The sequence below is a fragment of the Salinicola acroporae genome, from assembly GCF_003206615.1.
GTDB classification, from domain to species: domain Bacteria; phylum Pseudomonadota; class Gammaproteobacteria; order Pseudomonadales; family Halomonadaceae; genus Salinicola; species Salinicola acroporae.
In genome coordinates this window covers 1-16,008 of record NZ_PZJW01000021.1, presented here as the reverse complement: position 1 = coordinate 16,008, position 16,008 = coordinate 1, and the positions used below count along the sequence as shown (strand labels likewise).

Genomic DNA, 16,008 nt, shown 5'->3' with positions numbered 1-16,008 from the left:
TTGCTGGGTAAGATCAAAGGCGCTGTTCACAGAGGGAGAGATAGAGGCCACTGACAGGTGTCTTGCCGCCATTCCTGACACGCTGCCCGCTAAATCTCTATTTTCCGCGGCCATAGCGTTGTTCGATAAGCGATATACAGACGCTGAGCGTTACACGCTGAACACCATGCAAGCCGCTCGCCCTGGCACCAGTACCTTTTGTGAGGCGTTTTATCTTCACCAGGAGGCACTTCGCTTCCAGGGGCGCTTTGATTCCGCGCTGCTTGCACTCAATGCCATACCTTTCGAGGATAACGCCGCCCGCTATTTCCGCGCCTGGCGCCTGGCCGCCCTTGGGGCCAAATGCCCGGAAGCCTATGAAAGCGTAATGATTCGCTTCTCGCCCGGCGACCCAGGATGGCTCCGTTCTCGGAATCACTACCTATTGTTGTTAAGGGACTTGCAGCTTGGCGAGCGTGCAATCGACGAAGCCCGGTTATTGATGCAGCAGGTCGAGCTGGAGCCCGCTGGTCAGCCCAAGACGCCGCCCACACGAAGTGGAGGCCAGAAGCGACGCTGGCAAGAGAAAGCCGGGTTGGCCTTGGTTCAGCTCAAGGAAGACCTCGCTGAGCACGACATCGATTTCTTCCTGGTGAGTGGGACGCTATTGGGTTGCATTCGTGAAGGTACGATTCTGGGACACGACACGGATATCGATGTTGGGGTGATGCCGGAAGTCAGCATGAAGTCCCTTCGCAACGCCATCAAACATTCCCGTCGGTTCAAACTTCAAGAGATTGTCAGCGAGAACACGCTGTATGTAGTGCACCCTAACGGTGTCAAAATCGATATTTTCCGTCATTATGAAGAGGATGGGAAGCTTTACCATGGTGGTATCAAATGCCGCTGGTGGAATACCCCCTTTGAGTTACAAACAATCTCATTTCTCGGTAGCGAATATTGGGTGCCTGGCAACCACGATTTGTATTTGGCAGAAAACTACGGAGACTGGCGAACGCCAGTTACCGACTTTGAAACGTTTTTAGAAACACCAAATATCGAAGTGACAAATGATACCAATATGTCGCTTTATTATATTTCTCAGTGTATATCTGCATGCAAGGCTGGCCATAAAACCAGGGCAAAAAAATATCGGGATCTTGTGGGCCGTTGATGCTAATACTTTAATCGCACATTCATAGAGCAGGGATGTTCAGGTGAAAGAAGTAATCGATAAAGTTCTGGGTTTTCTTGGTGGTCGTGGCGTTGGAAATCCCAAAGCGTATAAAGCTGGGCTGGTTGAGTACCGCCATGAAAAATGGGCCGCTGCTGAGAAGTTTTTCCGTACCGCAGTCCAGCAGAATCCCTATCACGCTTCCTCTTATTTCAAGCTAGGCATGTGTGAATTTCGTCAAAATAAATATGATCAGGCTTATAGCAATATTGATTTGGCTCTGGAAAAAGATCCTTCTCAGTCTCAGTGGCATGTTCAGCTAGCTCAAGCTTTAAAAAATTCATTGAAAACTTTAAAAAAATCTAATTGGGAAAAAGAAAAACTGATAAGGTCTCATTTGGCTAGGCATCCATCAATAGACGCAACGCTCGATAGCCAACTTGTTGACCTGCTTAAGCGTCAGGGTAAATGGTGGGAAGAGCAAGAATATCTTGAAGCGCTAATTGCTCAAAATAAATTTTCTTCATGCACATATTTTCGATTAGGGGAGATAAAAGAAATAAGAGGTGAGCGAAAATCCGCGTTTGAAAATTTCAAAAAAGCGATTGAAATCAATGAATCTCACGGTGAGGCGTCTCCAGCCGATTGGTTTTATCGTGCTGGATATTTATTGCAGTGCACTGTATGTGAAAACACAAACTATGAGAATGCTCACAATCTCTATTATGAAAACGCGATCGCTTTAGACGAACAATTGGGCGCAAAACGTTTTGGAGTTGGCGTATTCCATCAGCAGCGTGCGTTGTGGAAAGAGGCGAGGGATGCCTATCTTGCTCAACTAGCGAATCATCCGACAGATGGAGAGCTGCACTATGCTGTAGCATTGGCTTACGATCATTGTAATCAATGGGACGAAGCCAGCCACCACTACCAAGTTGGATTGGCTATTTCCGGTGGCCAACCTAAGTGGCACTACAGATTAGCCCACGCATTTGAAATGCAGAAGCAGTGGGTGTCTGCAATTAAGGCTTATCGTTACGCTATTTTGATGGACCCAAAGCCACCTGCGCTGTGTCGACATCGATTGGGTGGGGCTTTGGCACATGTCGGCGAGTATCAGGAAGCTGTTGAAGCTCATATTTCTATTCGCGATCAGCCAGGTATCGATTTGCCTAGTGAGGCGATCGATATTTCACTGAAAGATTATAAAAGCTCTTTAAGTGCATCTGCTGTGCTTTTGCTCGAGACGGAGACTCACAAGCACCCTGATGAAGAATCAGCTTGGTATTCACTCGGTAAAGTATATGAAAAGTGCGAGCAGTGGGGCAAAGCGGCTGATGCCTATAAAAAGGCGATAGATCGTAAATCTACTAGATCACAATATTGGTTTTACAGGTTAGCATATTCATTGTACAAAGATGGCCAAAGCCAGAAGGCGCTGTCGATCTTCAATACAATAGCTGAAGATTTACTACTAAGTACAATATACAAAAAAGAAATAAATTTGACATTGTCGGATCTTGTATACTCCAACGGGATCTATCGCTTTTGGTTCAAGCTTTCATTTAAAAGGCCCGTGCTGGCGGTAGATGTTCATTCCCTAGTCATTGATCAACGAGAAGTCTACACGGACCTCGCTAGTAGTTTTCATTTTTTGCCGACAATTCATTACCAGTCGAAAAACGAAATCTTTTACAGCTTTGATGTCGATTTGCGAGAAGTGGATCTTGCATTTCTCTACCATGACTATAGCGTCTCAATGACCCTGTTTGCCGAAGATGGTTGCAGATACGATGTCAAAAGGAAAACCAATACAGTAGTTGAAGGCGTAAAAGCTAAACTCAAAGCATACCCTCTAGAATTAGCCTTATTCCAAGATCAATATATCGTCTACCCTTATCTAACTGCCAGCCAGAAAAGTATTTCTTTTATTAAACGTCACTACAATCAATTCGACGACGCGAAATATAGAGAGCTAGAACTTCTGGCTATCGATCAGTTCGAAAAAGATAGAGAAATATGGGTGGATAAAAAAATATGGCTTATTTTTGAGAAATTTTCTAATACCGCTCAAGATAATGCCTATTATTTCTTTCTTGATATTGTGGGAAAGCGAGACAATGTTTATTATGTAATCGACAAGGATTCACCCGATCGAGAAAATCTAATTGGTTATGAGGATCATGTTGTCGACTTCATGTCTAAAGAGCATATGTTAATGCTGTTGTCATGCGAACTCTTGATCTCATCTGAAACCAGGGGGCATGCTTATGCATGGCGTAGAGTATTTGGCCAGTTTAGAGAAGCCTTGTTTGGCAAGCCCTATGTCTTCTTGCAGCATGGGGTGACGGCTATGAAGAAAAATGACATTAACCTGTCTAAAACAAGTCATATCTGTGCAGCCGACCGGTTTGTAGTGACTTCTGAATTTGAGAAAAATATAATTTTAAAAAACGGGTTTGGCTACACGCCATCCGAATTGATTGTTGCTCCTTTCCCTCGTTGGCATTCATTGACAGATAAGTCGGAAAACAATAATGAGATATTTATAATGCCGACGTGGAGGAATTGGCTAGAAGGCATGGAAGATGAGGACTTTAGAAAGAGTGAATATTTCAATCAATATATCCAATTGCTTACGTCCACAAAGCTGGATTCAATTCTAGATAAGTACGGCTCGACATTAAATTTTTATTTACATCCTAAAATTATTGAGCAGTTGAAACACTTTGACGTTTTAAGTGAGAGAATACGGGTTATTCAGTTTGGTCAAGAATCGGTGAGGGAGCTATTAATGCGTTCAAAGCTTCTAATAACTGATTACTCCAGTGTTGCTTGGGATTTTTATTATCTTAAAAAGCCCGTTTTGTTTTTCCATTTTGATGTTGAAAGATATTTAACCTACCACGGTTCGCATATTGACTTTGACAGTGAACTGCCAGGCTGTGCTTCACAGACTAAAGATGATTTATTAGCTAATATCGAACGTTGCCTCAAAGAGTTTGCTTTGGAAAAGAGTAAAGCCGAAAAAATAGGCGAAAATTTATTCAAAGATTCTTTAGGCGTGAATGGCTCTGAAATTATTTATAATGAGCTTGTTAGCTATTGTGATTCCTTGAAAGCTAACTAATGATGATGGCTAAATTATAGCTTAATTAGGTCGTCGGCTTTAAGTGATGTTGCGATATGGCATGTTATGGAGACCAACTGTTGAAACTTGATTTTCGGAAACAGCTTAGCTCTGTGGGAGTCAATACACGCAAAACCATGTCAATGGGGGCTAGAACTGTGCTCTCATGCGAGGCGCCAGTATCTTTAGATGGTGCATACGGAATGCGTGGCAGAATCGGTGCATACTCGTATATTCGAAGTGGTTGTCGATTATCACCGGGCACAAAAATCATTGGACGATATTGCTCTATCGCACCTGATGTAGTTATCGGAGATGGAGATCACCCAGTTGACTGGCTCTCAACACACCCTTTTCAATGGGGCGCAACAGGTTTGGTTTCAAAGCATCGCGCGGCTGAGCTTAATAAAGAAATACCCGTAAAATCAAAAATCCGTATAGGGCACGATGTTTGGATAGGTGCGGGCGCTATGGTGATGAGAGGGGTTGAAGTTGGCAATGGAGCAGTAATTGCAGCAGGCTCAATTGTTACCAAGAGCGTGCCACCATATGCAATTGTAGGCGGTGTACCGGCTAAAATTATTAGATATAGATTCCCAGAGAGAACGATAGAAAAATTGTTAGCTTTGGAATGGTGGAGATTTGACCTGCCTAATGTAGATGGCTTAGATTTTGCAAACATAGATTCTTGTATAGAGAAGCTTCAGTCATTAATTGCTAACAACAAGGTTGAGGTCTTTAAACCAGACATAATCAAATTCACAAGCGAGAGTATAATTTGATTACTTGCCGTCGTCGTTCGCTTGGTGATCGTGATGTTTTAATTAATTTTACAGGCTCTTTTTGTCCATATGGTTTACGATTGCGAGCAAAATGGTTTTTCAACTTATAATGGCTCTGAGCATAGGCTTTAACCTGAGTTCGTAGAGGTCCGTTCTATCTTCTTTGAAGTTCATTCATATGAAAATCGGTGATTCAATGACAAAGTCATGCTATATAGAGCAAAGATTATTGAATGCTACGGTGTACAGTTTAAATAACAAGCCTTCAATTGGTTTGCTAAATAAATATTCGCATGCTCTTTTGCTCAAGTCATTATTGAATGCGCAGCATTATGATGAGATGTTTCATGCTCTTTGGCTGCAGCTGGATGATGAATCCGATGCCGCAAGTTCAGAAAGGGAAAATATAATTTGCTATAAAGAAAGCTTGGCGTCAAATCAATTTGACGCCATAATAGAAGTGGTTTCTTGTTTACCACTGACAGCAACAGATTATCTCAAGTGTAATTACCTTTTCGCAAATGCTTTGCTAGCATTATCTATAGCTTATGCAGAGTTGTATTCAGAAAATCCAGGAGAGCGCAGTAGTATTGTTAGTTATGCAGGGGAAGCTTTTCTCGCGCATCATTTGGATGGCAACTTTTCTGATGTTCCTAAAAAGAAGTTGATGGCCTTGTCTTCTTTTTTTGAGAAGATTGTGGTTGGTAAAAATAAATTAATAAGTAAAAATGAGCAATTAATTCTTTGTTCGTTAGCGCTGATGGCAGACAAACTGGAGCTTTACAAAAAATTTAGGTTTCACAAATCACTTGCATTGAAAAGTATAGATGCTAGCAAGATTTCAAAAGAATTCGACGACGAAATTGCCCCTGTTACAGGTGAGTCCCCATCAGGTTTTATGGCAGCTGCCCTGAAATTATATGAAGGCAACACTGTTCCATATCGAAATTACTTTAAGCGAAAGCCAAGATATTACGATCCCCAGTATGCGGAGATTATCAACGAAAAAACAGTTGCGATAGTTGGTCCTGTGGATACATTGCAGGATAACGGGGAAGAGATTGATCAGTTCGATGTTGTTATTCGTTTTAACTATAAGGGATTGGATGGGTTTAATACCGCTCGGTTTGGATCACGCGCAGATGTGTCTTATTATATTACCGCAGATGTTAAGCAAATTCTAAAATATACCCATAACTCTACTTCTATAGAAACTCTGAAGTATAGTTTGCATAGCGGTGGTGCATATAATTATGTCAAAGAAAGACGCGAATTTAAAGGACGTTGTGCTAGGCGGCTACCTGTTCAGAAGCCACAATTTAATCCATTTTATCATGGCTCCGCTAACGCTATTCAAAAAACGCTCCTTGATATACTAAGATACAATCCATCCAGGATAAAAATTTTCAACGCAAATTTGTGGGTTGACAATAATAGAGTGAATAAGAACTATAGGGAAAAGCCTAATTTTAGCACTGCGGGTTTTGTTTATCATGACCCAGTATCCAATTTCTGTTTTACAAAAGGATTGTTTTTAGCTTCTTTAATTGAAGCGGATGATGAGCTTGGCAAGGTTCTAAGCTTATCTCCGACTGAATATGTTGATAAATTGATTGAAGCTCATAACGTATAATCCCTATGAGTTTTTGGAATTGATATTTATTAGTTAAATTCTTTGCGATCTGAGCACTGGAGCCCTTATGCAAAAAGTAGCCGCTTTGGTACCATTGAAACTAAAATCTCGCCGCCTTCCTAACAAAAATTTTCTCAGGTTAGGCGATCGCCCGCTCTCCTACCATGTGTTCGACGCATTAGTTAATGTACCTCATTTGTCTAAAGTTCTATGCTATACGAGCCAGCCGCAGGTTTTATCGCTTTTGCCGAATTCTGTGGAGCTGTTAATGCGGCCTCGAAGGCTGGATGGAGATAATGTAAAAGCTAATGAGCTTTTCCGCTTTGCGGTTGAGCAGATTGATGCTGATATTATTGTTTTATGCCACGCCACAGGTCCATACATAAAAAAAGAGTCAATCGTGAAAGGTGTTGAAGCCGTTTCCGGTGGTGAATATGACTGTGCATTTGCTGTGCAAAAGCATCAAACTTACGCGTGGTATAATCAGGAGCCACTAAACTATAATCCAGAAGATATGTCTCAAACTCAGGACTTGACTCCGGTATATACTGAGACTAGTGGTTTTTATGTGTTTAGAAAATCTGATTATCTAGAAAAAAATACTCGTATATCTGGACGACCTTTCTTGGTTGAGGTTGACTTCAAAGAGTCAGTGGATATAGACGAGCCAAAGGATTTTTCTTTGGCCACTTTGCTGCATGATTACGACCCACAATCCCAGAATTTCTCAACAGACGATTTCTTTATAAATCTTGCGAATGAAGATGTTCCGTTCAAAAATATAAAACATATATCATTTGATATGGATGGTGTGTTGATAGATTCTCTTCCGGTGATGGAGAGAGCATGGCAAAAGGCAATGGATGCAACTGGCCAAGAGATCGCATTTACAGAGTATAAGCAACACATTGGTATTCCCTTTTATGATATTTTGTCTAATGTTGGCTGCAATCGTTCAATGTTTTCAAAGGTGAAGAAGGTTTATGATGAATCTTCTTCGTTGGAATTAGATAGAATTGAAGTGTTTGAGGGAATTCTTGAGGCACTCAGGCAAGCTAAGAAAGCTGGGCTTTTGATTTCTGTGGTTACATCTAAAACTAAACAGCGTACGACGGACATTTTAGAGCACCATTTTTCTGATATCGATTTTGATTTCGTAGTAAGTCCCGAGGACGTACCTTCCGGTCGTGGTAAGCCTAATCCTGATCCACTTCTATTGGCATGCATCCAATTGGGCGTGGATCCTTATAATACTATATATGTTGGTGATATGGAATCTGACCGGGAAACCGCACAACGAGCAGGAGCACACTTTGTTCATGCTGCTTGGGGTTTTGCAGACTTAAAAGATGTTAAAGAAATGTGGTTCAATAAGATTGAAGATATGATGGAATATATTCTCGCTGAATGATCTCTTCTTAATGAGGCGCTTATGGAGTTAATGGATCTGAATATTATGGGTTTTAAATCTATAATTTCCCCCAAAGAGTTAAAATACAGCTTGCCTTTAACTGAGCGTGCTAGATCAGTTGTCGACAAAGGAAGACAGGATGTTAAGAGAATACTATCCCGCGCTGACCAACGCCTAATCGTTGTAGTGGGTCCTTGCTCAATTCATGATCCTGAGGCTGCATATGATTACGCTAAAAAGCTTAGTTGTTTAAGTGATGAGTTGAACGACAAGCTCTTAATTATTATGCGTGTATATTTTGAAAAGCCAAGGACAGCCATCGGGTGGAAGGGATTGATTAATGACCCTCATTTAGACGATTCCTTCGAAATTGAAGAGGGCCTTAGACTTGCGAGAAGGCTTCTTCTGGATTTATCCGAGCTAGGGCTCCCTCTGGCTACGGAGGCTTTAGATCCAGTCTCTCCCCAATATTTGCAAGATTTAATTAGCTGGTCTGCAATTGGTGCTCGTACTACTGAATCTCAAACTCATCGAGAGATGTCATCTGGTTTGTCGTGTGCCGTTGGGTTCAAAAATAGCACTGATGGAGGTCTAGATGTGGCAATTAATGCTATTAAGTCATCAATGCATCCACATAATTTTTTAGGTATAGATGAGACGGGGCAAATTGCCATTGTTTCAACGAAGGGAAATGCTTTTTCACATGTTATTTTGCGTGGAGGACACGATGGGGCTAATTACGACTCTGTCAGTATTAAGAAATGCAAGAAGAAAATGGAAGCTGCTAATATAACCCCTAATATCATGGTGGATTGCAGTCATGCAAATTCTGGAAAAAACCCGGAAAACCAACCTTTAGTGGCTGAGGATGTGGTGTCGCAAATTGTTGGTGGCAATACATCTATTGTTGGAATTATGCTTGAATCAAACATTGAAAGTGGATCTCAATCATTAGACAATGGGTTTTCGAATCTAAAATATGGTGTTTCAATTACCGATGCCTGTATTGATTGGATTACCACAGAGGATCTCCTAAGATCTATTTATTCTAGACTGACAGGTTCATAGCAGATTTCAGTCTTCGCTTTTGGCAGTGTTCATGCCGCTAGCTAGATTTAGAAGGCAAAAAATGGGAAAGATTTTAGTTGTTGGAGCATGTGGTTACATCGGTTCTATTATGGCCGCCCAGTTGTTCAAGGCTGGCTATGATTTGGTTTTGCTGGATGATTTGTCTACCGGTTTTGAAAGTTCGATTGTTGATGTGAATTTGAAGCTTGTTATAGGGGATGTGGGTGACCGCGCGCTTCTAGATCTGTTATTCAGTACCGAGAAGTTTCATGGTGTTTTGCACTTTGCATCTTTGATTCAAGTTGGAGAGTCAGTCCTAAAGCCTGCTCAGTATTACCGGTCCAATGTCGCCAAAACGCTGACACTGTTGGAAGCGATGGTTGAACATGATGTTGGTCCGTTGATTTTCTCTTCAACGGCAGCAGTTTTTGGCGAGCCTGAGTACAGCCCGATTGATGAAGCGCATCGCCAAGCGCCTATCAATCCCTACGGGGCAAGCAAGTTCATGATCGAACGGATGCTGGAAGACTTCGATCGCGCTTATGGCTTGAAGTCCGTGGCGCTGCGCTACTTCAATGCGGCGGGGGCTGACCCGGAGGGCCGCATTGGCGAGCGACATGATCCAGAAACCCACCTGATTCCACTGGCGCTGCATGCGGTGTTGGGTGTCAGGCCACCCCTGAAGGTCTTTGGCCGGGATTATCCAACACCGGATGGAACCTGCGTCCGCGACTACATCCATGTCACGGATCTCGCTGAAGCGCACCTGCGAGCGTTAGAGTATCTTTGGGCAGGCAACCCCTCGGCGCGATTCAACCTGGGCAATGGTAACGGGTTCAGTGTTCAGGAAGTGCTTGATGCCGTCGAGCGTGTCACCGGTCGGCCCGTCCCTTCTGAAGATGCTCCGCGGCGGGCTGGAGATCCAGCCAATCTGGTAGCGGACTCCCGAGCTGCCAAATCGGTTCTCGGTTGGAACCCGCAATATGCGGATATCGATACGATCGTTGCCCATGCCTGGGCATGGGAACAAAAGCGCGTCAAACTGCTGTAAGTAATGTGCCTCTTCCATTGAGGAACTTGGAAATGAAACCTTGGACTCGATATCCGATCTGGTTTGGTGAGCTGTTCACCGGAGCAAAGTCGTTCAAGGCCAACCCGCTGCTGGGTAGCGAACGGCTGAATCGCTACGGGCTGCATGCTGCTCGGGTCTGGTCGGCCTACTGGATGTCTCGGCTGCGCATGGCGATGCTGGCGCCCGGGGTGCCCAAGGCGGACCGTCAGCAGTTTCAGCGTTTCGGCTACGTGCTCAAGGAGAACTACCTTTCCGATCAACAGTTCCAGGCGTTGATTCAAGAAATCGGCGCCTACGAGGGTGAGATCCGCGAGTGCTGCCAGGGCGATACCAACACCCATCGGATTCTGCTGGCGCCGGAAGTCATCGAGCGGTTGCCGGCGGTCAAGGCGGTACTGGAAGATTCTGCGTTGAAGCGGCTGTTCCGCTACTGTGCCGGCCACGCCCGCTTGCCGATCTGTCATCTCGAGAACGTTCACAACGGCAGCCGGGATAGCATGACCGAGCGCGACCCGCAGAAGAATCTGCACGTCGATACCTTCCAACCCACCATGAAATTCTGGCTCTATTTGGAGGACGTGACCGACGAGAATGGCCCGTTCGTGTTCGTGCCGGGCTCCAACCGGCCGCACCGTGAGCGGCTGAAGTGGGAGTATGAGATGAGCCTGCGCGCGAAAGCGCATGCGGATCGCTATACGGCGCGGGGGTCATTCCGTGTCAGCCAGGAAGAGGCCGAAAGGTTGGGTGAGGGCGGCCCTCGGCCGTTCCGGGTCAAGGCCAATACGCTGCTCATCGCCAATACCTTCGGCGTCCATGCCCGGGGCAACGCCGAGCCGGGGAGTTCACGCCTGGCGCTGTGGGGCATGAGCCGGACCAATCCCTTCCTGCCGTTGCCGGGGCTCGGGTTCGATTACTTCAATCGGCTTCAGTACCGGGTGCTCCAACGCATGCGCCGTCAGGAAGACGCGAAAGCCGCGGCCAAGGGTGGGCAGTCCTCCTGGCATGTGATCGAGCAGCGCAAGATATAAAGCTGATCGCTTGAGTGGTGCTGAAAGCCCGCCGTTGATCTTTACAACGCCCTAAAGAAAGCAACCTTCGTGGTTGCTTTTTTTATGCCTGAAATTCGAGGGCGATGATCATTCCTTTAGGTCGAGTCGCTCTCGATTCACCCCGCTGACACGCAACGGCAATAGAACCGTCATACATCTCTGTCATCGTTTCTTCACGCTAATGCCATAGGTCGCTTCCCGCGACCGCCACGCAACGGGAGACCGATATGGAGATCGTCGCCGAGTTGAAGAGGGAACCTTGGGTAGATAGCGGCCGCTCTCTAGGGCTGGCCCGGCAGGTATTCGAGGGGCAGGCAAGAGCGTTGGACGCTATTGGTTCGTCACTGAATGAGGACTTCCTCAAGGCGGTAGAGCTGATCCTGGCCTGCACGGGCAAGGTCATCGTTTCGGGGATGGGCAAGTCAGGCATCATCGGGCGGAAAATCGCCGCGACGCTGGCCTCTACCGGCACGCCTAGCTTCTTCGTGCATCCGGGAGAGGCATACCACGGCGATCTCGGGATGATCGGCGGTATCGACCTGGTGCTCTTGATCTCCCATAGCGGAGAAACTGATGAAGTCATCAAGCTGATTCCCTACCTGCGTCACATCCAGGCGAACACGATCGCTATTACCGGCTGTGCAGACTCGACTTTGGCCCAGAGCGCCAGTGTTCATCTTGATGTCTCAATCGAGCGTGAGACTTGCCCGAACAACCTGGCACCAACCACTTCCACGACCGCGACCCTGGTGATGGGCGATGCCTTGGCCGTCACCTTGATGAATCGCCGGGGCTTCATGCCAGTCGATTTCGCCCGTTTTCATCCCGGAGGCTCTCTGGGCAGAAAGCTTCTGACCCAGGCCAGAGACGTCATGCATGAAGTGCCTTGTCTTTTCGGCGAAGCTACTTTTGACCAGATAGTGAACAACATAAGCCAGGGCAAAAGGGGAATTGTTTGCATTGTATCCGCCACGGGTGAACTGCTTGGCGTAGTTACCGATGGAGATCTGCGGCGAGCGCTGGAGAGCTCTACTGAGGAAACGCGCCCGAAAGCCCAAGACATCATGGGGAGGATGCCCACGACGGTAGCTGGTGAAGCCAATCTGCATGACTGCGAGATCTTGATGCGCGAACGCAAACTGACCTCCTTGATCGTCATCGAGTCTGGCAAGCCGCTCGGCGTCATCAAGAGCTTCGATGCTTGATCAACCCTGAGCCCATTCTTATGAGTAAAACGACCAAGTTTTTCAAGCACCCGGTTTTGTTCTGGAAAGACGCTTACCGGAAGAAACAGTTGGCGGTGAATGCCAGACACCCTGATTTCGCGATGTCGTCGAATGGTGGTGGGGCCGTTGCTAAACCTGATGTCTCAAAATCTGAAAGAATCATCCCGGACTGGTATAAGCCGGAGGCGGGGTATGAGTTGAAATTGGCGATGGAATCTACCAAGCCGATTTTTCTCTATATACCCTGGATTGCTGAACATACCAATACGCTGATCGATAACATCCAATCCGAGAAGGATTATACGCTCGCACCATTGGACTTCGTGGTGGATCTCAATGCCAATCGGAGAGACGTTCTGAGATTTGCCCGTGAGAACCCGGACACCTATCGTAAGATGATCGTCCGTCGCTTGATCCCGCTACGACCCAAGCTCGCCGGTATTATATTCACGTTTGACTGGGCACCCGTGATGAGGGTGATTGCTCATGTCTGCGAGGAGCTGGCCATTCCCCGTATATTGGTTCCTCATGAGTCGGTTTTCGTCGATAAGAACAAGTATTACTGGGATCCCAAGTCCTACGCCTCTCAGCCTTTGGCGGACGTCATTTTGGGCTGGGGGGAATTGCAGAAGTCAATTTTCGCGGACCGTGGCTACCCGGCGTCTCGCTTTATCAGTGTCGGGGCACCCAAGTTTGATAAGTACACCGACTATCTGCCTAATCTGAGCCGCTCACAATACTTTCGTCTTTTTGGGCTGTCTCCGGAACAGAAGACCGTCCTTTTTGCCTCGCAACCTCTCGATTCCCAGTTGAACATGAAAATTGCAAGAGAGTCCCAACGCAAGGCGATCGGTGATCTGCTTACTGTATGCGAGGCGCTCGATTTTCAATTGATCGTGCGCTTGCCGCCTTCGAAGGACAATATTCTTGGGGCTGCACTCGGGAAACGTCTGGTGCTCTCTGACAGGGCTGCCATCGATGATGCCTTGTGCTACCTGGTGCCACCCGAGGAAGCGATTTATCACAGTGATGTAGTGGCATCAGTGAATAGCACGATGATGTTCGAAGGCTTTCTGATGGGCAAGATGCCGTTATCCACCAAGTATGTAGAGTTCGATCAGATTTGGGAGTCGTGCCGCTTTCCGGTCGCAACGAATCTCGCCGGTATTAAACGGCACCTTGAAACCTATCGTAGCGATGGTTTCACCGCCGATCCGTCGGGCATGGACTGGGCGGCCTCTCAATTTTCCAATGGTAGCTTTGACGGCCGTTCGACGAACCGAATCAGAGATTATCTCATCGAGGCAGCTAAGCCTGGCAACTTGCTACCTCAGCTATCGCCTCTAAATAAGGTGTTCAACCGGGATCGCATCGACATTATTGCCATACCGTCAAGTGACGAAACTTGGCATGGTGTACAGCGTTACCTGCTACCCATGCTTAACGCCAATCAGCGGGTCCAGAGCAATCGAGGCAAGGAATCGCTGGTCGAGCTGGCATCCGTTGATCTGTTCGTACAATGGGGTATTACGGAGAAGGCTGAAAAGAAAAAACAGATGGAAGTGAGGAATGCGCTTGGGCGCGAACTCTTGATACTCGAGGACGGCTTCGTTCGCTCTGTGGGGATCGGGCTCTCGGGGGATCCCGGGCTATCGATCATACTGGACGACTCGACCTCGTATTACGATGCTACCAAGCCGTCGCGTCTTGAACGATTGCTGCAATCGGGGCCTGAACTGTCAGAGCAGCAGGTGAAAAGGGCGGAAGCATTGAGATCGATGATCGTCGACCATCGTATCTCCAAGTATAACCATGCCCCTGATGCACCGCTCACGATAGGAAGTTCGCAGAGGCCGAAAATTCTACTGCTGGACCAGCGCCGCGGTGATCAGTCCGTCATTTCCGGCATGGCCGATGAAGCGGTGTTTCGAAAGATGCTGCAGGAGGCCATCCACGATTATCCTGGCCATGACATCCTCTTAAAACAGCATCCCGATGCGATAACAGGTGGCAAGGGTAGTTATTTCGACAACCAGTCTCTCGCCTTTATCAAGAACGTCGATAATGTCTTTTTGATAGATTTCGACATCAACCCTCATGCATTATTCGATATCGTGGAGGAAGTCCACGTTGTTAGCTCGGGGATGGGATTCGAAGCGTTAATGGCGGGTAAGAAAGTACATTGCCACGGCATGCCCTTCTACGCAGGGTGGGGGTTGACTGATGATCGCATTCACCTGAACAGGCGTTCCAGAAATCGGTCGTTGAGTGATGTGTTTCACTACGCTTATATCGATTTGTCTCGCTACTACAATCCCGATCTCGGAAGAGCCTGTGAGTTGGAAGAGTTGATTGACTATATCGTCAAGCACAGATAAGGACCTCCACGTTACTGCGCGAGACTGGCGCTATGGAGGCGGGGATGTCAATGGTGAAGCAGCGTAAGGGTTGACATGAATATAGTGACTTTCGGATCCTGTCTTTCGCGTTATACCGCCAATCAGTTTGCCAAGCTGTTTGGTGGCAAAGTGTTGAGTAGTGTCTACCATAATCGGTCCGACGTTTTCTATAAACGCTTTGTGTCCAGGGAGCTTTCCTTCGAGGGGTTGGATAAGTTGATGGCGGCTGTTCTACCTGCTGGCAGCGATGACTCAGGTGTGGACAATAATGCCCGCCGAATACTCGAGAATCAGTCACCTGACAAGATCGGTCTGCATAGGTTGAGCAGAGGAAAGCCGCTTTTAGAAGCGTTGCAGGACCAGCCGGATTTGATCTTGTTCGATAACTATATGGATCTCTCTGCAAAGCTGGTTTCTGAAAAAAACCTGATTGAAGATAGGCCGTTTTTCTTGAAATTGAATGGCTTGGGTAGTGTTCAGGGCGACTACGTCCTAGGTGATTATTTGCCCCCTGAGGATGGGGTCTATTTCATGAGTCGAATCATAAGCCATTTTTCAACGATCAGTCCCAATTCAAAAATGGTATTTATCAACTTTCCTTACAATACCTATGCCGGGGACGAAAGTCGCATGATAAGGACCAAGACCTACCAGGCAAAATTTCGTCATGGTGCTGTGCATGTTGTTCCATGCCAGACGATACGTAAGCCTATGCAGACCAAGGATAAGCAGCATTTTCAGCAGCTGCAGTACGCTGCCTACGCGGGAATGGTGTCTCGGGCAATCCGCTGATAGCAGATTCGGATGGACCGGACCTCGGCTGCAATTACCGCCATTCGACATTTCACGATGCCTGTGACAAGGGATCCACATGAGGCATGCAGGCGCATACGCGTTATTGACCTGATCTGTTCAGAAACCAACATGTCGGTACATTGCCTCCCATTGAAAGCAGGCCGTTAGTCCCCTGATCGTAAGTCAAAAAATGAGTGTTAGATAAACCATCTTGCCGTGGCGGTGACGACTGCCGATGCTGGTGGGCGCTGTCTGTCGCAGGCCGGGGGATATCTGATCTTACCCAGCAA

Annotated in this window: 11 protein-coding genes; all 11 read left to right on the top strand. The window is 46.6% G+C overall.

The window, feature by feature from the left end:
* A partial coding sequence (locus tag DOM54_RS19655) for a LicD family protein (protein ID WP_162619946.1) occupies positions 1-1,153 on the top strand: 1,153 nt, incomplete at its 5' end.
* 43 nt (positions 1,154-1,196) lie between these two features.
* The gene (locus DOM54_RS19650; protein WP_110717953.1) at positions 1,197-4,283 is read left to right on the top strand and encodes a CDP-glycerol glycerophosphotransferase family protein; all 3,087 of its coding nucleotides are present in this window, start codon (positions 1,197-1,199) and stop codon (positions 4,281-4,283) included.
* 80 nt (positions 4,284-4,363) lie between these two features.
* Entirely contained in the window at positions 4,364-5,065 is a 702-nt protein-coding gene (locus DOM54_RS19645; RefSeq protein WP_240613979.1) for a CatB-related O-acetyltransferase, read from the top strand.
* Between the two features lie 178 nt (positions 5,066-5,243).
* On the top strand, positions 5,244-6,698 hold the full coding sequence (locus DOM54_RS20155; RefSeq protein WP_162619945.1) for a hypothetical protein: 1,455 nt from the start codon (positions 5,244-5,246) through the stop codon (positions 6,696-6,698).
* Between the two features lie 67 nt (positions 6,699-6,765).
* Positions 6,766-8,109 carry an HAD-IA family hydrolase gene (locus DOM54_RS19640; protein WP_110717952.1) on the top strand — a complete coding sequence of 448 codons (1,344 nt, stop codon included), beginning with the start codon at positions 6,766-6,768 and terminating at the stop codon, positions 8,107-8,109.
* A gap of 21 nt (positions 8,110-8,130) precedes the next feature.
* Positions 8,131-9,177 carry a 3-deoxy-7-phosphoheptulonate synthase gene (locus tag DOM54_RS19635; protein ID WP_110717951.1) on the top strand — a complete coding sequence of 349 codons (1,047 nt, stop codon included), beginning with the start codon at positions 8,131-8,133 and terminating at the stop codon, positions 9,175-9,177.
* A gap of 61 nt (positions 9,178-9,238) precedes the next feature.
* Positions 9,239-10,228: a UDP-glucose 4-epimerase GalE gene (gene galE / locus DOM54_RS19630; protein WP_110717950.1), complete on the top strand. Its 990-nt coding sequence runs from the start codon at positions 9,239-9,241 to the stop codon at positions 10,226-10,228.
* 32 nt (positions 10,229-10,260) lie between these two features.
* Positions 10,261-11,277 (top strand): phytanoyl-CoA dioxygenase family protein, encoded by a 1,017-nt coding sequence (locus tag DOM54_RS19625; RefSeq protein ID WP_162619944.1) that lies wholly within the window; start codon positions 10,261-10,263, stop codon positions 11,275-11,277.
* Positions 11,278-11,525: 248 nt separating this feature from the next.
* Positions 11,526-12,503: a KpsF/GutQ family sugar-phosphate isomerase gene (locus DOM54_RS19620; RefSeq protein ID WP_110717948.1), complete on the top strand. Its 978-nt coding sequence runs from the start codon at positions 11,526-11,528 to the stop codon at positions 12,501-12,503.
* Between the two features lie 20 nt (positions 12,504-12,523).
* On the top strand, positions 12,524-14,902 hold the full coding sequence (locus tag DOM54_RS19615) for a capsular polysaccharide export protein, LipB/KpsS family (RefSeq protein ID WP_206019163.1): 2,379 nt from the start codon (positions 12,524-12,526) through the stop codon (positions 14,900-14,902).
* 75 nt (positions 14,903-14,977) lie between these two features.
* On the top strand, positions 14,978-15,715 hold the full coding sequence (locus tag DOM54_RS19610; RefSeq protein WP_110717946.1) for a hypothetical protein: 738 nt from the start codon (positions 14,978-14,980) through the stop codon (positions 15,713-15,715).
* Positions 15,716-16,008 lie beyond the last annotated feature (293 nt).